The following is a 19,755-nucleotide window of genomic DNA, read 5'->3' as shown; positions in this document are numbered from 1 at the left end:
TGGCAGGCGCGAGACCGCGCAACAGGTGTTTGAGATCGCGGGGGTGAGCCGTTGGACAAGGACAGCAAGTCACGGGCCGTAACCAACATGCTCATAACGGGCGGGTCCCAAGCCTGGAAACTCTCGGCCGGTTTTGTCCTGACGATATTCTCTACGCGAAATCTTGCCCCGTCCGACTTCGGCCTGCTGGCTATGTCTGCGACGGCCGCAACGTTCCTCGGGCTCATCAAGGATGTCGGCGTTGGACAGGCCATCATTCAACGCACGGAAATCGCCAAGGGCCAAATCGATGCGCTGTTCTGGCTGTCGGTACTCGCTTCCGCGGCATCTGCTCTCGTTCTGGCGTTGAGCGCGCATCCGGTTGCGCTGTTTTATGGCGATACGACGCTTCAGCAGCTCATGATCGCAATTGCCGGCCTAAGTTTCATAGCTGGCCTTCCGACCGTTCCGGCGGCTCTCCTTGCCAGAGAATCCCGATTTAAGGCCCTAGCAATCCTGGATGTCGTCGCGACAACCGCTTCCGTTGTCGCAGGGATCGTCGCTGTAATCATCTTGAGAAACTATTGGGCACTTTACCTGTCCACGTTCGTTCTTACCCTCTTTTCGACAATCGGGATCTGGGCCTATTCCGGCTATCGCCCCGGATATCCCAGTCTGGACAGCGAGACGCGCCACATGGCGCGATTTGGGCTGCACGTGTCAGGGTTCAACCTCGTCAACTATCTTTCGAGAAATGCGGACAACATTCTCATCGGCAAATTTCGAGGCAGCGACGAACTTGGCCTGTACGATCGAGCCTATAAGCTGCTGCTGCTGCCGATCGTCCAACTGCACAACCCGATCGGCCAGGTGATCGTCCCGCTGCTGTCGCGGCTTCGTTTCGATAAGGAGAGATATCTCAGTACCTACAATGATGCCCTTTCCATGGTGATGCTCATATGTCAGCCGGGCATCGTGTTTGCCATCCTACTCTCGGAGCCGCTCTTCAGAGTTCTCCTTGGCGAGCATTGGGTGGGCGCAGCCCCGATTTTTTCCTGGCTCGGCGTTGCCGGCTTGGTCCAGGTCGCGACCGCGACGGCAGCTTGGCTGTTCCTCAGTCAAGGCCGTAGCCAGGAGTACTTCAGGCTTGGCGTTTGGACCGCCTTGATCAACGTGACCTCATTCCTCGTCGGTCTTCCCTGGGGTGCGCTTGGAATCGCCGCAGCGTATACGCTGGTGAACTGCACCGTCGTGCTGCCGCTTTGCGCGATATCTATCGGTCGTCATGGCCCGGTGACGACAACGAGCCTGGTCAAGACGACCGTCCCGCATTGGATCGGTTGTGGCGTTGCGGCGGCCGTCACAAGGATTTCGAACATCTCATTGCTGGATGGAAACTCTTTCGCTGGGCTGGTTACGCTGCTGGCGCTTGCCTATGCATCATATCTCCTCGCCATGATCCCCTTCACGCGGAAACGGGAACTTGCGAAACGCGCGTTGCGCAACGTTGTTCGAAAGACAAAGACCATCAGCGAAGAATGAAGTCATGCAACTCCGCCAGATGGACGTCAATCGGGGCTACCGCGTGAACGGCGTCGACCTGATGAAGGCTCGAGACAACATCTGGATAAGTGTTGGCCGCGAGGAGCCCTACCTTGGCCGTTTCATGAAACGCCTCGTTAACTAAGCCATATGGGTTGGCAGTGGCGGACTGCTCGAACACGAACCCCTCGCCTCCCAGGCGCGCGGTGCCGACGGCCGGTGCGGTAGCAGGAGGCTGCGACGGCGCAACCGCCGAAAAATCAAAGCTAGCCTTCGGAGGATCGATGACCAGTGTGCCCCCGGATCCGTCGCTCGAGAGATTGAAGGTCGAGTTGGTGTAGTCGCCAGCAAGCGAGATATGTGCCGTGTGATTTTGAGCGTCGACCACGGTCAACACGCCACCGGCCGTATCGCCGGAAAAGGACGCCGTCGTTCCCGCTCCGTAGGCGATGTCCTTCAGGTCGATATGGTTGGAATTTGACGCGGTGCCGTCACCCGTTAGACCGATGAGCGTTCCCGTAAATTGCGACGCGTGGTCCAACACCAGATTGCCGGTCGACGCCTTGAAGGTGATCGACCCGGAAGCGGCGCCGGACAATTCGAGCGTGGCGCCGGGGTCGACCGTCGCGGCCTGTGACATATTGCCCAGATTCAATACGACATTTCCGGAGATCTTGAGGATGGTCGATGACGTATTGATTACACCATCGCCATTGAGGTCCTGATAAAACGTCGTCTCGACCGCTTTAAGAGCAGGGTCGGTCGGGGACACCTTGTTCAGGAGGTTCGATAGATAGTTGCCATTGCCGTCCGTGGTCCACACACAGAGTTCGCCGGTGGCCGGAATCTTCCAGGCGACATCATAGCCGCTGGTCGTTTGCTCAACGCCCACCGGCGTCCAAGCGCCGAACTGTCCCGACACAACCGCTACGCCACCGTACTTCAAGGCCGGCCCCGCGCCGCTGGCCATCCCGTCGAGCAAGTAATTCGAGCCGACCAGAACCAGGCTGGTTGAGCCGGACGCCTCGATTGTCGTGCCTGAAACCTGCTGGTGCGTTGATGGAAGACCAATCACGCCATCACCGTTGAGATCCTGGTGAAAGAGGGTCTCGCTCGACACAAGAGCCGGGTCGGTGCCGGACACCTTGTTCAGATAGCTGGATACGAAATTGCCGTTGCTGTCGGTGCTCCAGACCGCGAACTGGCCGGTCGAAGGGATCTTCCACGCGACGAGATAGCCGTTCGACGACGCTTCCGCAGCCACTGGCACCCATGCGCCAAGCTGCCCCGCGACAACCGCCGTTCCGCCATTCTTCAGGATCACCGATGAGCCGGTCGTCGAAAGGTAGAAGTTGCTTCCCGACTTGATAAGCGATGTCGTGCCGGTCGCTTCGATCACCGTACCCACGGCGGAACTGAAAGCATTGGAAAGCTGGCTCAAATTGCCGGCGATGTCGGTGGCGGTCGCGGTGAAGCTGTGTTGCCCTGCCGTGAGCGATCCGGTGGTGACGCTCCAGGCCCCACTCGTCGCCGCGACGCCCGTGCCGACCAAGATCGAGCCTTCGTACAGCCGGACAGTGCTTCCGGCTTCTGCCGTGCCGGACACGATTATCGCGCTTGAAGCTCCAGGTGCGCCCGAGGTCAGGATGGGTGCAAACGGGGCACGCGTATCGACCGTGACGTTCAGCGCACCGGAGGAAGCGCTGACGTTGCCGGCGGTGTCCGCGGTCTTGCCGGTAAAGGTGTGATTACCGTCCGCCAACGTTGCGGTGGCAAAGGACCAGGTTCCGTTGGTATCGGCGGTCGCCGTTCCGATCATCGTCGCGCCGTCGAAGACCTGCACCGTGCTCCCGGCGTCCGCGGTTCCAGTCAAATTCACGTGGTTGACATTGGTGACGCCATCGCCGGCGACGTTGCTGTCGGGCGAGAACGACGCGAGCTTGGGCACGTTCGGGGCGATCGTATCGATGGTGACATTCACCCCGGCTGAGAGCGCGGTGAGATTGCCGACACCGTCCATCGCTGCGGCGGCAAAGGTGTGGCCGCCTTCGGCCAGCATTGCAGTCGCCATGCTCCAGCTACCGTTGCCGTCGGCGATCGCCGTGCCGATCTGAGTTGTCCCGTCGAAAACCTTGACGGTTACACCTGCCTGCGCGCGACCCGTGAGGACCAGATGATTTGTATTGATGAGGCCCGACACGATCGAGCCGCTGTCGTTGACAGCCGAGATCGTCGGCACGGCGATAGATGTCATCGTCATCGGCGAATTCGTCGCGGAAACGAATGAATAGTCGGCCGACGTCAAGCTGGTCACGCCCGCGATGCGCAGCGTGTCCGCTCCACCCGCGTAGTGAACGGTCCACACATCGTTCACATGGGTCAAGTAGGCGCCGCTATCGTAGCCTTTCAGAATCAGCTTGTCATGTTCGGCAGTCGCGCTCGTGAACACGTGGAAATCGGCGACCGTATCGTTGCCGCTGGCTACATTGTAGATGAACGTATCGTTTCCGGCTCCTCCGAAGAGCCAGTCATTCCCGCCTGCGCCATCCAGGAAATCGTCACCGCTCGAGCCGACCATACGGTTTGCCGTTTGGTTGCCGACGCCCGCGAGCCCGCCCATCATCAACGTCAGGTTTTCGACGTTTGCCGACAACGTGTACGACGTCCACGCCTCCACGCTGTCAACACCGCCGCCGGGATTTTCGACGATTTTCTGGTTCGCACTACCGATGACGTAGGTATCGTCGCCGTTCCCCCCGACGAGCGTGTCATCGATATTGACCGCCGAGAGCTTGTCGTTCGCCGCGGTACCGTACACCATGCGGCTGCTCGCCTTCCCGCTGATCCAAGACGTGATCGTGCCGCCGACCGGGAGCGTTGCCGGCAATTGGAAATCGTCGCTGGTGAATGCCGAGACCGTCGTGTTGCGGAACACCAGGGTATCCTGGCTCGTCAGCTTCAGATATACGTCGCTTCCGATTTGGCTCATCGCCGCTTGAACGTCGGCGAATGAGGTGAAGGCAAAGCCGTTGAGCTGGACGACATCGTGTCCGGCGCCTGATCCCGGCGAAAAGTCGGTGATGATGTCCGAACCGTCGCCGGAGTTGATTACGAAGCTATCCGCACCGCCGCCGCCGGTCAGGATATCATTGCCGAGCCCGCCGGTGATCACGTTTGCCGCGGCATTGCCGATGATGATGTTGGACTGAATATTGCCGGTGGCGTTGATGGCTGCGGAACCGGTGAGGGTCAGATTCTCGACGTAGCTCGAAAGCGTATACGTCACCGAGGCGTTTACCGTGTCGATGCCTCCGCCATAGGCTTCGATAACCTTCGCACCGGAATCGGTGACGACATAAGTGTCGTCGCCGGCACCGCCGGTCATGACATCGGCGCCTCCTGCACCACCGATCAGGTCATTGCCGGACGTGCCGCTCAGCGTGTCCGCAGCCGCGCTTCCCGCGATCGTGTTGGTCGGCGTGCCACTCGTGAGCAGAGTGTAGTTCGCAAGCGTGTACTCCGGCAATTGATAGGCTTTGATCGAATCGATGGTCATCGTCGCCGTCGATCCTGGAGCGGCATTGCCCGGCCAGCTCCCGCCCATCGCCAGATTGGCGATCATGTACATCGCCGTATTCATGTCGGCGGGCGTGGCCTGCCGCGCGACCTCGTTCCCGTCGACGAGGAATGTCAATTCGTAAGGCGTCCATTTGAGCGCGAACGTGTGTTCTCCAGTGGTCAGGTTGGCTGTATTTGCCCAGCCCCCATTCGTCGCCGGCGCGTAGGGCGAGTGAATGGCCCAATGCGCCTGGTCAGGATCCTGGCCAAAGGCTTCGAGCACATCGATCTCAGTGTTGAGGTTATTGGCCGTGCTGGGCAGCATCCAGAACGCCGGCCACGCTCCGCTCGTGCTGGGCAGCGTGGCCGTCATCTCGAAATAGCCGTAGGTCTGAGTAAAGCTGTTCTGGGTCGAGATCATGCCCGACGAAAATATGGCACTGCCCGTATAAGGCGTTGCGCTCGCAGGCAACGCTTGCGCCGTGATGACGAGGTGACCGTCCTGAATCGAGAACGGATTGAGCCCGAGCGACGTTGATGCCTGAGTGGCCGGCAGCCCGGAAAAGCTGGGATCGACATACACCTCCTGTTCGCCGGCCAGCCCGTACCCTGCGGCTCCGCTCCAGGCATAGCTCGTGCGCCAGGTCAGGCTCGGATCCTGACCCGCGGAGAGCGTGTTGAAGTCGTCGTTGAAGGTCTGGACCAGTCCGGTCAGGGGACTGACGATGTTTATATTGGCGGCCGTGAGATTCTGGAGGCTGGTGTTTTCAAGCGTTATCGTTTCGCCGCTAGCGATCGTCAGGACAAGGTCGGTGCCCACCTGCTTCATGGCCGCCGTGACGTCGGCGAACGTCTTGAAGCCGGTGTTGTTGAGCTGCAGGATGTCCCCGCCCGCACCCGCCTGAAAGTCGGTGACAATGTCGTTGCCGTTGCCCGCTTTCACGACAAAGGTGTCGCGACCGGCCCCACCGGTCAGCACATCGTTGCCGCGCCCGCCGTCAATCATGTTGTCGCCGGCATTGCCGACAATGATGTTGTTGAGATCATTGCCGGTGGCGGGCGACGGAACACTATCTGTCAGGACAAGATTCTCGACGTTCGGCGCATTGACGAGGCTGTATCCATTGATGTTCCAGACACGGATCGTATCGATACCCTCTCCGGCCTGCTCGACAACCTTGGTGTTGTGGTCATAGACATAGTAGGTGTCGTCCCCTGCTCCGCCGATCAGCGTGGCGCCCGTGCCGCCGGCCTCCATGCCGTCATTTGTCGCACCGGTCGTCAGCGTACCGCCCGCAGCGACGGTACCCGCCCAGTTCCATGCCGTTCCGCTCGCTGGCAGCGGATTGTCCAGCGCGACATTGCTTGGAACCAAGGTCGAAAGCGCGACGTTCTGCAGCGTCAGGGTTTCAGTCGAAGACAGCGTGACGACCGTATCGGAACCCACTTGGGTGGCCGCTGCCAGGATACTGGCGAACGTCGCAAAGCCGTAGTTTTGCAATCGCAACACATCGCCGCCCAAGCCCGCCTGAAAATCAGTGACGGTATCGGAGCCGTATCCCTTCGAGACAACGAAAGTATCGCTGCCTGCGCCTCCGGTCAGAACATCATTTCCGGCACCGCCAAACAGAACGTCAGTACCGGCGCTTCCATTGATAGTGGTCATGATGGATTGCGTGCTCCTTTTACGTGCACACAACTATGCACGCGTTCAAAAGAGCCTTATCGATTCGACGCAATTTGACGCATGACGCGAGAATCAGCTGACGGCTAGAGATTTCTGCGGAGACACCGTAGTGCTACGGGCTCATGTGAGGTCGGCGCTGATCTGCAACAAGCACGCTCAAGGCAGTACCCGTCATTCACCGGGCGAGTGCCGAACACGCAGGTTCCGGTTAGGGAACCGTGTTCCGATATAGGGCACTTCATCTTGCGAAGTGCCCATTACGCACGCTCCTTGACTCGCCAGGACTTTCGCCGGAGGACCCTCAGCGAGAACCCGGCCGTTTTCAATGCACACCGCGTGGTCCGCATCGCGCACTGAATCCAGGCGATGTGTTATCAGCAACAAAGTTCGGTTCTTGAATTGTAGCTGGATCGCGCGTCGAATGCTGTCCTCGAGCGTCAGATCGAGCGCGCTCATCGCTTCGTCCAGGATGAGGAACTTCGGATTGCGCACGATCGCTCGGGCAAGACCAAGGCGCTGCCGCTGACCGCCTGAGAAGCGCAGGCCGTGCTGTCCGATCCAGGTGTCGTATTTGTCCGGCAAGGCCTCGACGACCTCTGAAATGCCCGCGACCCGCAGCGCCTGCCGAACCTCTTCCTCGGAGGCGTCGTTCTTGGCCATCCGAACGTTCTCGATCACCGTGCCTTCGACCAGGTCCACATCCTGCCCCGCAATCGCGAGCATGCCGAGCCAATCGGTTCGACGAACGTCTTCGATGGATCGCCCATCAACCCGTATGACACCCTCGTTGGCCGAATAGAGCCGCAACAATAGATTTACGATCGTGGTCTTGCCCGCCCCACTGGCTCCAATGAGCGCAGTGGTCTTGCCCGCAGGAATGTCAAACGAAGCATCCAAAAGAGCGGGCTCGGTACCGGCATCATAGCGGAACGTCACGTTGCGAAATGAGATGCCGTTCTCCAGCTTAGCCACGGCCACGTGCCCGGCGTTCGGGTACTCCTTGTCATCTGCCGACAGCATGTGTCTGATGGACCGAAGCTGCGGCTCGATCTGCGCCATATACAGCAAGTTCCCTTCGAGATCTCGCATATGCGGCTGCAATCGATAGAGCAACGCGACCGCGGTCAGGCTCGTCGCAAAACCGATTCCCCATAGATCAGCGAACGCGATTACGAGAAACAGCACGAAAAGATACCCCACCTCCGTCAGAGGCGAGACCAGGGCGGATAGGCGCGCAAGACGCAGCGCGACCTGTCGGGCCTGCGCCGACGCCTGCTCGAAGCGCTTTTGGTGACTCTCCTCCTGGCCATACGCGCGGATCGTGCGCATGCCCTGGAGTGTCATCAGCATATGCTCACCCAGCTTTTGATGAACCAGCTTTACGCCGGCGCCCAACTGCTGCATTGGCAACGAAAGATGGCGCAATCCCGCCGATATGATCATCGAGGCGACGAGGGCGATGACCGTTACCTTGATCGAGAGCGCCAACAAAAAGGACGCGAAGAGAAAAACCGAACACGAACTCACGACAATGCGGGTAAGACTGGCATATGCCCCGGAGATCACCCATGTCTCGGTTCCCAACACCTCCATGAGATAGGCTTCGTCATGGCGTTGGAAGAACGAATACGAAGTTGACAGATACTGCAGATGAACGCGGTTGCGCGCGACTTCATTGATCTTCTCTCCGACACGCGCACTGATCAATGTGTTGATAAAGGAAAGAGCACCGCGAGCAATGATGAGAAGGAGCAGCACGACAGCAGTTTCGGTCGAGCTGTGAAACCAGTTCGCCGCATATCGAAGCGCTTCGCCCAGCAGGCCGCTGGTCGACGTTGCAAGCTCCACCTGACCCATGGCGAAATAGAAGAACAGGAGCACGAGAGTAATCCCGACCGTCTCCGCCAACGATGTCGCCAGGCCAAGGACAATCAGCGCGGGCGTCACCCAGCCGGGCAGTGGAGCAAGCTTGAGCAGCTTGAACAGTTCGACCAATGCAGCGCGGCGAGCAGGTCTCGGACTTCGTGTGTTGTTCGCGTGCTCTGTCATTGCAATTGACTCGGATCGCCTATGGCAAATAACGAAGCCGGTGGTCGGACCACCTTGCGACGCTGATGACGCCATTTCCACCGGACTTCCAGCACGGTATCCCGTGGCACATCGTGCACGGCGACCCTGAGCGCGAGCAAGGGATTCCGTCTGAAAAGCTGTCCAAGGATTGAGATGAAGTACCACAAGTGACCGCCCGTCAGAGCTCTCCGAAGCAGCCAACGCGCATAGTTTCTGAAGCCCAGGTCGAGGAGCGCCGTGCGCTCTGGGTGCCGCGCCATGATCTCATCGGCGACCAGGATCCACGACCGGAACATCCGGGGCATGTTGCTTGACATGTTGTTCGGAAGATAGCGGTAGCCGATCTGGTACTCGGGCACGACCGCGAAGTGGTACGCCTCCGCGACACGGCAATAGAACAGCAGATCTTCGCAGCCTTCTGCTCCCGACGCCCTGAGTCCGCTCTCGAAACCCTTTGCAGCTATGAGGGCTTCCCGGCGAACCAGCGCCGAGCTGCCGTTGCCAATGAAATTTCCCTGACAGAGATAGTCCAGCACCTCGCCCGCATGAAAGACGGGATCGGACCTGGCACTTACGCGGCTATCGGCATCGATCCAGTCATACCAGCTGTAGACCAGACCAGTCCGCTCTCCTGCCTTAAGCAAGGCTTGAAGCTGTTGCTCAATCTTGCGAGGCGTCCAGAGATCATCGGCATCAATGAACGCGACGAAGTCCGCGCGCGCGGCCTGCCAGCCCGCATTCCGGGCGGCCGCCACCCCTGCATTACGCTGTTCTATGATTGTTACGCGAGAATCCTGAACCAGATGCCGCTGGACAACTGCGACCGTGTCGTCTGTGGAGCCGTCGTCCACGACAATGATTTCCAGCTCCCGGTGCGACTGGGACCTTACGCTGCGAAGCGTCTCATCGATCGTTGCACTGGCGTTGAAGGCGGGAATAACCACACTGACCAGCAGCGCACCGCTACTCATTGATACTGCTCCAGGCAGCGCGCGAATGTGTCCAGCGTGAAATCGCCTCTGACCTCAATTCGCGGCAGGTCCAACAGATTGTCCTTCAGTGATGCAGCCCGGTTGACCGTGTTGAACACGGTCTTGTAGCCGCATTCGGCTGCGAGAATTCCAAGCCGCTGATTGGTAGAGCCAAAAGGCGCAGCAAGCGACGTTATCGATCGCCCAAGCCATCGCTCCAACTGTGCACGAGATCGCGTCAGTTCCTCGGCGAGAGTCCAGGTCGCAAGTTCCTCGCTGCGCGGGTGGCTTGCCAAATGGCTGCCAAAGGATACGCCCTCGGCGGCCAGCCCGGCGATCCTGGCCGCATCGAGCAGCGAAGCGGGCTCTCCAAACGGCGCATCCCATTCAGCCCACCTTCCCACGAAATCGGTCGCAATGAACACCTCTGCCGAGAAATCGTTTGCCTGCAAGATCGGCCATGCATACTCGGCAAAGTCCTGGTAGCCATCGTCAAACGTGATCAGCACCGGCCTGCCCTCGAACGGATGATTGCTTGCTACGAACCAGGCGAGCTGATCCGAATTGATCGTGTGGTAGCCATTGCGGCGAAGCCACAGCATCTGTTGCCCGAACGCATCCGGAGACAAGCGGTACCGCGCCAGTTCGTCTGGTCCTTCTGTCGCAATTCGGTGATACATCAGGACCGGAGCGTGCGTTCGTCTTTCGGATTGCGCGACGTCAAACCTGCGCGCCACGGCCCCGCCCCACACGATGGACCGCGCAACCTCGAGCTCAACCGGCGCGTCGATAGTCGCGAATTTCACCTGTATGTCAGGGGCGGGTTCGCCCGGGACTAACCGCCTGAACCGATCGATACGGTACAGCTCCGTCTCGATCGATGTATCCAGGGCGAGCCCGGGCACGCCCTGGATAATCCGCCTGATCGTCTCCGCCCCATACGGACTCTCCCAGTCGAGGCCCGTTCGCGATATGTTGTCCTTCAGCACAAAGGCATGGGCCGCCACCAGGTGACCGCCAGGACGCAGCGCCTGCACCAGTCGCTTCGCGACCGATTCCAGTTCGGCCTCGTCGTTAAGGTAGTAAAGGACCTCGGAGCAGACGATCAGATCGATATCCTGGGGGAGCGGATCGGCGGATAAATCCAATTGAGAGAATTCGATATTCTGATGCCCATTGCATCGGACACGGGCGCGATCGAGCGCCTTGGTCGAGATATCGGCGGCTCTGAGGCGCTTGACCCTGGGTGCCAATTGCCGTGTGAAATGTCCCTCCGCACACGCAAGCTCAAGCGCGTGATCCACCGGCTGGTCCGGCAGGAGCTCGAGCTGCCGGCTATACTTTTCCTGTTCATACGGCGAACCGTAGTTCCAGGGATCCTCTTGCTCGAAGAAACCCTCCCAAAATTTCTTGCGTGTGGTGTCTCGAGATCTTGTGGCACATCGCATGGGACTGCTCGAAGCGGAGATGCCCGAGATGGCTCGCGACCGCGCCTCACGTGAGGCCCGCGAGGCCAACTCGCGTAGCCGCCCCCGGTGAGTATCTGGGCCGTCTCGCATGAAGGATTGAAGTCGTTCTGTCCGCTTGTAGAGTGCGATTTTTGCCCGAATCAGCGTTCCGATCTGGTCTTTGACCTGCAAATGAACGAGGCCATGGGCGGCCAGCGCGATCCAAAAGCGGTTGTCGACGGTGCCGAGGGCACCAATATCGAGCAGCGTCAGGATGCGAGGCCCGTCACAGAGATAGACATACAATCGATCGACAGTCCCGATCGGCCTGATGGTATCGATACGGCGAAGGTCAACGCGCGTGCCGAACGTCAACGTGAGGACCCTGGGCGCCGAAAGGTCGTCATAATCGAGCACTTTTCGCTCAAAGCGGTATTGACACCTTCGCGCTGCCGCCGGGTCGCTCCATGCGTGCCCCATTGCTGAAATGAGGTGGGTTACGCCCTTCCCGTATTGCGGCCACCGTTCCGCCAGCTTGGCGGGCACCGTTCTTGCCCCGACCATCACGGCATCGAGCAAAACAGTGGCAACGAAGTCCGCTGTTGTCTCGGTCTTTGGAATGTCGCTGAGCGTTTCCGGCGATGGATCGCTGGCATTCCTGCGGCCGCAGTCAAATCCGGCACACCAGAGGGCGAAATACGCGTACGCCGCCGCGACGCTGCCGTATGCAGTTGACGCTCCAGCTCGGTGTGCGGGTGCCGGCTCGCTGACGCGGTCGTCACTCGAAAATCCGCGCGCAATGACCACACGCGCGTCGGCCAGCATCCGTTTGACATCTTGCGTCAATGAACGGTCGCTTGTCCGGTAATAGCTCAATTTCTCGTCGACATGGATCCACCTGCCGCCGCAGCGGGCGATCCGTTGCCACAGGTCCCAATCTTCGCACGTGCGGAGGCTGGTCTCAAAGCCACCGACCTTTGCAACCGCGCTCTTCAAGACGAGCACGCCGTGGATGAACGTGGCACACGTCCGAGCGAAACGCTCGAAGGCGTTGTCCTGGATGGCCGGATCGCAGCGAACGGAAGTTTCACTGCCGTCAGGCATAACCCGGCAACAGTTGCAGTAGGCGGCCACCGCCGAGGGATCGCGATCCAGCGCAGCATTCATCAGCGCAAGGAAGGATCGATCAATCCAATCGTCACTGTCCAGGAACAGTATTCGTTCGCCGCGCGCGCTTGCAATTCCCTTGTTGCGGGCACCGGAAGCGCCTACTCCGTCAGACTGCAGAACCCGAAAGCGGGAATCCCGCGCCGCATATTCAGCAACGATCTCGGCCGTGGCATCGATCGAACCGTCATCCACGACAAGCGCCTCCCAGGAGGGGGCGCTCTGCGCGAGCAGGCTGACAAGCGTTTCAGCAATGGTTCCCGCAGCGTCGCGGGCGGCGATCACGATGGACGTACGCGGATGGGCTGTCATCTGCGAAACCTTTGGCGATGATAGAACAGCAATCCGGCGAGATATCCGGTCACCTCCTCCTTCAGGAAGCGGTCGCGAATGCTGTCTCCTTCCATTGCTTTTCGGAGTAGCCGAGCGAGGTACCAACGCGGCTTGTGATAGTAAGCCAGACGCCGGTTCGCCGAGATCCCCGTTCGCTCATACTGCACCAAAAGTGCGGCCGCATGACCGCGCATGTAATGATAGATCTGGCTGGCCAGTCCATCCATTGTTCTGCGGTGAAAATGGAATGCGACTGACGCCGGGGTGTAACGACACGTGTAGCCGCCCGCGAGCAATCGATACCAGTACTCCGAGTCGCCCGAGCAGCCGGCCTGACCGACGTCCAGGCGCTCATCAAAGAGCCCGACGGCCTGAAACACCTCGCGCCGGAACGCCATGCTCGCTCCGGCGCCGACGTCCCACGCGGGCAGGACCTGGCCGTGATGCGATCGGAAGGCTGCGCTGTCGTAATCCTGTTCGCGATAGCCCTTGCCAAATCCCCAATACGTCTCGAAGTGCCGTTGCGCCTCGGTCGCGAGCTCGGCGGGAAGCACAAGCCCAGTCACCGCACCGACCTCGGGAGAGTCGAACGCACATGTCAGTTGCTCCAGCCAGCGCGGGTGAAGCAGCACATCGTCGTCCGTATAGGCGACGATATCTCCAGTCGCCTGGAGCGCGCCGGCATTGCGCGCAATATCCAGGCCGGGTCGGTCCTCCCGAATATAGGTTACTGCCGCGGCCAACGCGACATCCCGGGTCCGCCGATCGCGCGATGCATTGTCTACGACAATGATTTCTCGCGGAGGATGAGTCTGTTGCGGCAGCGACGACAAGCATTTGCTCAGCTCGTCCGGACGGTCTCGCGTGCAGATCACCACGCTCGCCGAGAGCCTCATTTCCGTCGAGGTTCGCACTTGGGAATCGACGGCTGACAGGAAGGTGTTGTCGATATGATCGATCCTGGCGTCCGTTATCTGGCCTTCATGCATCAGCACATGGCCGATCGGCTGGTCGGCGCGCCAGAACACCGTCATGCCCTCGTTCAATGTCGTTTCCGCAACATCGGACGCCGACGTCACGGAGACGTGCGCCACGCCTCTTCCCAGTCCAATTCCTGCGAATGGTGTATCGATCATCTTCGTGCGAAATCTGCCGACGGGTTGCTATCGCTCCACCTCAGTGCAGTCTCAATAATGAAGTCGATCTCGGATTGCCGCGGGCTCCAACCGAGCTCCCGCTTGGCTTTGGCAAAGGAAGCGACGAGCGTGGGCGGGTCGCCCGCGCGGCGTGGGCCGCGGCGGACGACCGGATCGTTTCCGGAGACACGCCTCACTGCCTTTATTAGTTCGAGCACACTCGTGCCAACCCCTGTACCGAGATTGAAGACATGAGTACCGCCTCGCGCCACCAGCATGTCACCTGCGAGAAGGTGCGCCTGCGCCAGGTCGTTGACGTGGATATAGTCCCTGATTGCACTGCCATCCGGCGTCGGAAAGTCCGTTCCCAGAATGGTGAAAGGCCGATCGGGTCGGCGCACAGCTTCGATCGCCAGCGGAATGGCATGCGTTTCCGGTTCGTGGCGCTCGCCGATCTCTCCATCCGGATCACAGCCCGCCGCGTTGAAATAACGCAACGAAACCGACGACATCTCGTACGCGCGGCCAAAGTCCTCCAGCATGCGCTCGATGATCATCTTGGACCAACCATAGGGATTAATCGGCGCCTGCGGATGTGTTTCGTCTATCGGCGTGTGCTGGGGAATTCCGTAACTGGCGCACGTGCTGGAAAAGAGCACGCGCGAACAACCGGCCGCTCGCATTGCCTCCAGGAGGGCAAGCGTTCCTCTCGTGTTATTGTCGTAATAGATGGCGGGATCAGCCACGGATTCGCCGACATAAGCCAGTGCCGCAAAGTGCGCGACAAGGTCCGGCTTGTAGGTGTCCAGCGCTGCGCGCACGCCGGCTGAATTGCGAATATCGCACTCGACCAACGGTCCCCAGCGCACCGCATCGCGCCAGCCTCGGGAAAGATTGTCGAGCGTCACGACATTCCAACCCGCCATCGCAAAGGCCTTGCAGCAATGCGAGCCGACGTAGCCGGCACCGCCGGTGACCAGAACGGTCTTTTTCATCTCGCCGCGCCCGCGCGTTGCGCATCGATCGGAGCTGGGACACTACCGATATTTGTCGGGCCGGGGAAATCGTTACGCTTCCATATCAACCTTCGCGCCAACAACACTCAACTCCTTGTCACGAAGCATGAACTTGTTCTCAATCTCCAACCTTCCAAACTCCATTAATTCATATCTAGATGGATTGTGGCTTCATTCGTACGATCGAACGGCGGCGCGCAGACGCGTGAAGCTGCCACGCGCAGTTGCAAAGGACCGAAACGGCGCAATCCGTGGATTGATGTTGCGAAACTATTGCTTCGCTGCGGTCTCGTCCGCGGGATAGAAACGCGCCTGATGCGCTTCGGATAGAACCTGTCCCGTCGATGATTTCACGAGGGCGGTCCATTCATACACACCCGGCTTGCAAGGACCAAATGTCCGGATCGTCCCCGATGGCACGACGCCATTGCTCGGAACCGGAATGTTCTGGCCTCCCATCTCGCGAGTGCCTTCTGCAAGTGTGAGCGTCACCGACGTGCCACCGGCGGGAATATTGCGCAGACGCATCTCCGGATTTGGGAACAGCGTGACACAGCCGCGTACCCCGCGCCATGAAAAATCCAACGTCATCGGATCGGCCGATGCAGGATGACAGGCCCCCAGCAACAAAGGGAAGGCAACAATAACAGCTCTCACATATTGCTCCGATCAGTTTCGCTTCCGATCTTCGAGCGATCGGTGCACGCACTATTCACGATTCACGCAGAAGAGATCGCCCATTTTAAGGCGCCACCGGTAACCCACTTGCAACCGATGCATCAAAGGAAGCAGTCACGAGTTGGCCATTCTTTTGACGGACCGTCGGGACGTCCTTTGGCTAGCATCAACGACCATTCCCGCGCCTGCCAACGGATTGAGCAAACAATGGCAATTGGCAGCTAAACCGTGTCCAGAAATGTCCTGATCGTCGTACCCGTTTTGAACGAGGCTTCCCATATCGAGACCGTTGTCCGCAATCTGGCGCAGGACGGTCTCGACGAAGATCGCATGATAGTGGTTGCAGATGGCGGCAGCACCGATGGGACGCCTGACATTGTTCGCCAGCTTGGCAAGGAGATTCGCGGCGTCCATCTGTTGCGCAATCCCCAGCGGCTGCAGAGTGCCGGGATCAATCTGGCCGTACAAGTCTATGGTGCTGCGGCGCAGGTCCTGGTGCGGTGTGACGCCCATTGCGAATATCCAGCGGATTATGTTTCGAGCCTCCTCAAGACTCTGGACGAGCGCAAGGCCGACTCGGTCGTGGTCCCCATGGACTCTCGTGGCGAGGGTTGCTTGCAGAAAGCCGTCGCCTGGGTCTCGGACACCAAGGTCGGTTCGGGCGGATCGGCACATCGCGGCGGAAAGCAAAGCGGCTTTGTCGATCACGGGCATCATGCCGCGATGACCATAGATGCCTTTCGCACGGCCGGTGGTTACGACGAAACCTTCACTCACAATGAAGATGCAGAGTTTGACTGCAGGCTGCGTGCACTCGGCGGCCGGATTTTTCTGGATTCGGACATCCGCCTTTCATATCGACCGCGGTCGAGTTTTCTGAGCCTGGCGAAGCAATACTTCAACTACGGGCGTGGTCGATCGAGAACGGTGAGACGGCATCCAGGATCGTTGCGACTGCGTCAATTCCTGGTGCCCACTCATGTTGCATTGACGCTCGGCGCCATCGTGCTGTCGCCGGCTGCGCCGCTGCTGTTGACCTTGCCGGCGGCCTATCTGGCGATACTGGCCCTGACCGCAATGATGATTGCAGTAAAACATCGCTCAATTTGCGGGCTGCTTGCACTGCCGGCCGCCGCCGTGATGCACTTCGCGTGGGCACTTGGCTTTTTCTGGGGCATCCTGTCGATCCGCCAGACCACCTGGCAGATGACCCCTTCAGTTTCCTGAACGCTGCAGAACCTGGGCACTGGCCGGCGCGTCCACACGCCGGCCGGCCTTCGCATAGGCGGCCTCGGTCAGGCGGGCAATCGAGGTCCACGTCGGCACGGAGTCGCGCAGATCCAGCATTCCTTGACCCTTGGCGTTTCGATAGTCGGGGTCGCTGATCAAGCGCTCGAGCGACCGGGACAATGCGGCGGGATCACCTGGAGGAACGAGCGTCCCCTCCGCCCGATCGCTCAGCCATTCCGAAAACGTTCCAAGGTTCGAAGCGACGATCGGACGTCCCGCCGCGATCGCCAGCATCAGCACACCGGATGCGTCGATATCCCGGTACGGAAAAGCCAGGATGTCAGCGCGCGCGACCAGCGAGCTCACTTCGTCTTCCGGAATGAACCGCAGGTCGAATTCGACATAGTCTTCGAGCTGCAGATCCTTCACCATCGCAAACAGCGGCTCCATCGGCATTTCCGGCCAGCCCACGATCTTCACCACGCAACGTGCCCTGACCTCTCGGGGAAGCAATGCAAGCGCGCGAAGCATGACGTCGACGCCCTTGTAGGGCTTTATCTTGCCGAACAAGAGTATTTGAACGCGGCCGTCCGCGGCCGCGGACTCGTCGGCAGGTCGGGCGATATGATCGGTCAGCAATCCGTGCGCGATAACCGAAATCTTCTCGCCCGGAATACCAACGCGCAGCAGGCGATCACGTGCAACGGTCGTATGAACGATAAGATGGTCGAAGCAATGCAGAATCTTGAACGCCCCGATTCGCTGTATCCGCGAGCTCGGATTGTTATTGAACGGATTCGAGTCATGAACGGTCAGAACCGTTGGCGCGACCCTCCTGAACTTGGGAATGAACTGGCTGTCGACGATCGCCAGGGGTGCCCATTGAAAATGGATCACATCGGGCGGCGTCTTCCTGAAGCGCCTGATCAGCCGTGTCATTGATTCAGCGTGACTGAGTCCCTTCAGCCCCAGCTGCACGTTGCGCGGAAGTTTCTTGAAAAAGCGCGACTGCAATCCCGGATAAAAATGCCGGTCAAGAAACAGGTCTTCGTCAACGGAAGGCTTCTGCCCAAGCTGGCGCCCGACAATGCTGGCTGCATGCCCAATATCAGTCAATCCTTTGGCTAATTTAAGATCATATGGCCAAGTAAACAGTGACGGATCAATCAGAGCGATTTTCATGCGATTGCCTCACCAATCATGCTTTGCGGACTGTAAAATTACTTCTGGCCCATCAAGGCATGGATTGATAGCCTCTTTTGTCACCTGCAAATCTGTGAGCGACAGACGTTGAAGATCAGCATCGTCATAACAGTCTACAATTACGAACGGTATGTCGGATTGGCAATCGACAGCGCGTTGAATCAGACCCGTCCGGCGGACGAGATCGTCGTCGTCGACGACGGATCGATCGACGGTTCCCGCCGGATCATCGCCGGCTATGGTGACAGGATTCGAGCCATATTTCAGGCAAATCAGGGCAACATCGCAGCATTCGAAGTTGGGTATCGCGCAGCGACAGGCGACGTACTGCTGTTCCTCGATGCGGATGACATCCTGATGCCGACGGCGGTCGAGAACGTTGCTGCGCACTGCCGCGAAGGTGTTTCGAAAGTTCAGTTCAATCTGGACATCATCGATGGCGCCGGCAGGCGACTTGGGCGTTCGTTCTGTGCGTTTCCCAAATCCTACGCGCCGGAAGATGTGCACGCAGAATTTACCCGGTCGGGAACGTACATCTGGCCAGTCATGTCGGGAAATGCGTACTTCCGAGAGTTTCTTCGACAGGTCATCCCGCTCAATCCGCCCGTGGGATACGACGGCGCCCTCAACACGATCGCCCCTCTTTACGGAGACGTGGTCACGGTGCAGGAAACCCTCGGGCAATATCGGCTCCATGGCAGAAATATCAGCCGAAATGACGCAAAGGGCCGGGCGCAGCGGTTTCCGGATTTTCCCAGGCAGATCGGGTTCCGCATCGCAGAGTTCGACATCCTGAAGGCACATTGCGACAGGAAGTCCATGCACGTTCAAGCGGCACGGCCGATCGATAACGAGATCGTCTTTGTCAACTATCGCCTCGCGTCCCGTAAACTGGGACTGCGCTATGTTGGGCAGGACGCGGACACGTCGAGTTCACTTCTGCGCCGTGGGATACGGCTTGCGCTGACCACCACACATTGGCGCGCCGCCGCCTCTCATATCGTCTGGTTCACAGGGTTGTTCTTGAGCCCTTCCTGGCTTGCGTACCAGCTGATCATGCTCCGCTTCAACAGGGCAGAACTCCTGAGGCCGCTCGCCAGGTTCGGAAGTGTCATCCGGCGCAAGCCCGCCTGAGCGGGCCACGGCGCAAACGTAATCCGGCTCGTCAAATCTCGTGCCGCTTCCTCAGTCGTCCGTGAAGAGCGGCTAAGCGATTGAGCTGGGATCGCAATATTCGTTGTGGCCTGTTTTGGGATTGCAGGGTTTTGATGCTTCGGGCATCGGAACCCTGCAATTTCGTTTTGAGGATTCCATCGAATCGCCAGTCATGATTCCGTCCTCGCATCGGAGGTGGCGATGCGACCGAAGAAGCCCAAAGCGACGGGATCGGGCGATCTGTTCCGAGCCAGGCTGGACCAGATCATCAACATGAAGCACGAGCTGGTTCAGCTCGCCGGCAAGGTCGACTGGGACTGGATCGACGGCGAGATCGCGCCGCTCTACAGCGAGAACGGTCGGCCGGGCATCGCGACCCGCTTCATGATCGGGCTGCTGCTGCTCAAGCACATATACGGCCTGTCCGATGAGGGGGTGTGCGAGCGCTGGGTCCACGACCCGTATTTCCAGTACTTCACCGGTGAAGAGTTCTTTCAGCACGCGTTCCCGCATGAGCGCTCGGACCTGAGCCACTGGCGCAAGCGGCTTGGCGACAAGCTGGAGCTGTTGCTGGCCGAGAGC

The 19,755-nt window shown here is 59.4% G+C and carries 12 protein-coding genes; 4 read left to right on the top strand and 8 right to left on the bottom strand.

What is annotated here, in order from left to right; genetic code table 11:
* Nucleotides 1-51 precede the first annotated feature (51 nt).
* Entirely contained in the window at nucleotides 52-1,521 is a 1,470-nt protein-coding gene (locus AOQ71_RS34465; protein WP_057756856.1) for a lipopolysaccharide biosynthesis protein, read from the top strand.
* Here AOQ71_RS34465 and AOQ71_RS34460 read toward each other — a convergent pair.
* From AOQ71_RS34460 to AOQ71_RS34430, 7 genes are all read right to left on the bottom strand, one after another.
* Nucleotides 1,508-6,745: an Ig-like domain-containing protein gene (locus AOQ71_RS34460; RefSeq protein ID WP_057756854.1), complete on the bottom strand. Its 5,238-nt coding sequence runs from the start codon at nucleotides 6,743-6,745 to the stop codon at nucleotides 1,508-1,510. The genes AOQ71_RS34465 and AOQ71_RS34460 overlap by 14 nt on opposite strands.
* Nucleotides 6,746-6,937: 192 nt before the next feature.
* A complete protein-coding gene (locus AOQ71_RS34455) occupies nucleotides 6,938-8,761 on the bottom strand; it encodes an ABC transporter ATP-binding protein (protein WP_063958330.1) in 1,824 nt (607 codons plus the stop codon).
* A gap of 50 nt (nucleotides 8,762-8,811) precedes the next feature.
* Nucleotides 8,812-9,807: a glycosyltransferase family 2 protein gene (locus tag AOQ71_RS34450; protein WP_057756852.1), complete on the bottom strand. Its 996-nt coding sequence runs from the start codon at nucleotides 9,805-9,807 to the stop codon at nucleotides 8,812-8,814.
* Nucleotides 9,804-12,734: a trifunctional glycosyltransferase/class I SAM-dependent methyltransferase/polysaccharide deacetylase gene (locus tag AOQ71_RS34445; protein WP_063958329.1), complete on the bottom strand. Its 2,931-nt coding sequence runs from the start codon at nucleotides 12,732-12,734 to the stop codon at nucleotides 9,804-9,806. The genes AOQ71_RS34450 and AOQ71_RS34445 overlap by 4 nt, the downstream gene beginning before the upstream one ends.
* Complete coding sequence (locus AOQ71_RS34440; protein ID WP_083514714.1) at nucleotides 12,731-13,849, bottom strand: glycosyltransferase family 2 protein; 1,119 nt, start codon at nucleotides 13,847-13,849, stop codon at nucleotides 12,731-12,733. The genes AOQ71_RS34445 and AOQ71_RS34440 overlap by 4 nt, the downstream gene beginning before the upstream one ends.
* 38 nt (nucleotides 13,850-13,887) lie before the next feature.
* On the bottom strand, nucleotides 13,888-14,886 hold the full coding sequence (galE, locus tag AOQ71_RS34435) for a UDP-glucose 4-epimerase GalE (protein WP_057756850.1): 999 nt from the start codon (nucleotides 14,884-14,886) through the stop codon (nucleotides 13,888-13,890).
* A 291-nt stretch (nucleotides 14,887-15,177) separates the two neighbouring features.
* Complete coding sequence (locus AOQ71_RS34430) at nucleotides 15,178-15,564, bottom strand: hypothetical protein (RefSeq protein WP_157083763.1); 387 nt, start codon at nucleotides 15,562-15,564, stop codon at nucleotides 15,178-15,180.
* A gap of 249 nt (nucleotides 15,565-15,813) precedes the next feature.
* On the opposite strand from AOQ71_RS34430, the gene AOQ71_RS34425 reads away from it, so the two are divergent.
* Nucleotides 15,814-16,812, top strand: a complete 999-nt coding sequence (locus AOQ71_RS34425; protein WP_057756846.1) for a glycosyltransferase family 2 protein — start codon at nucleotides 15,814-15,816, stop codon at nucleotides 16,810-16,812.
* Here the strand turns inward: AOQ71_RS34425 and AOQ71_RS34420 are convergent.
* Nucleotides 16,801-17,997 carry a glycosyltransferase gene (locus AOQ71_RS34420; RefSeq protein ID WP_083514713.1) on the bottom strand — a complete coding sequence of 399 codons (1,197 nt, stop codon included), beginning with the start codon at nucleotides 17,995-17,997 and terminating at the stop codon, nucleotides 16,801-16,803. The two genes, AOQ71_RS34425 and AOQ71_RS34420, sit on opposite strands and share 12 nt — an antisense overlap.
* A 108-nt stretch (nucleotides 17,998-18,105) precedes the next feature.
* Between AOQ71_RS34420 and AOQ71_RS34415 the strand changes: the two genes are divergently transcribed.
* Both AOQ71_RS34415 and AOQ71_RS34410 read left to right on the top strand, forming a co-directional pair.
* Nucleotides 18,106-19,152 carry a glycosyltransferase family 2 protein gene (locus AOQ71_RS34415; protein WP_057756841.1) on the top strand — a complete coding sequence of 349 codons (1,047 nt, stop codon included), beginning with the start codon at nucleotides 18,106-18,108 and terminating at the stop codon, nucleotides 19,150-19,152.
* Between the two features lie 222 nt (nucleotides 19,153-19,374).
* A partial coding sequence (locus AOQ71_RS34410; RefSeq protein ID WP_162268298.1) for a transposase occupies nucleotides 19,375-19,755 on the top strand: 381 nt, incomplete at its 3' end.

The organism is Bradyrhizobium manausense (assembly GCF_001440035.1).
Lineage (GTDB): Bacteria > Pseudomonadota > Alphaproteobacteria > Rhizobiales > Xanthobacteraceae > Bradyrhizobium > Bradyrhizobium manausense.
This window is presented reverse-complemented; position numbering and strand designations above follow the sequence as displayed.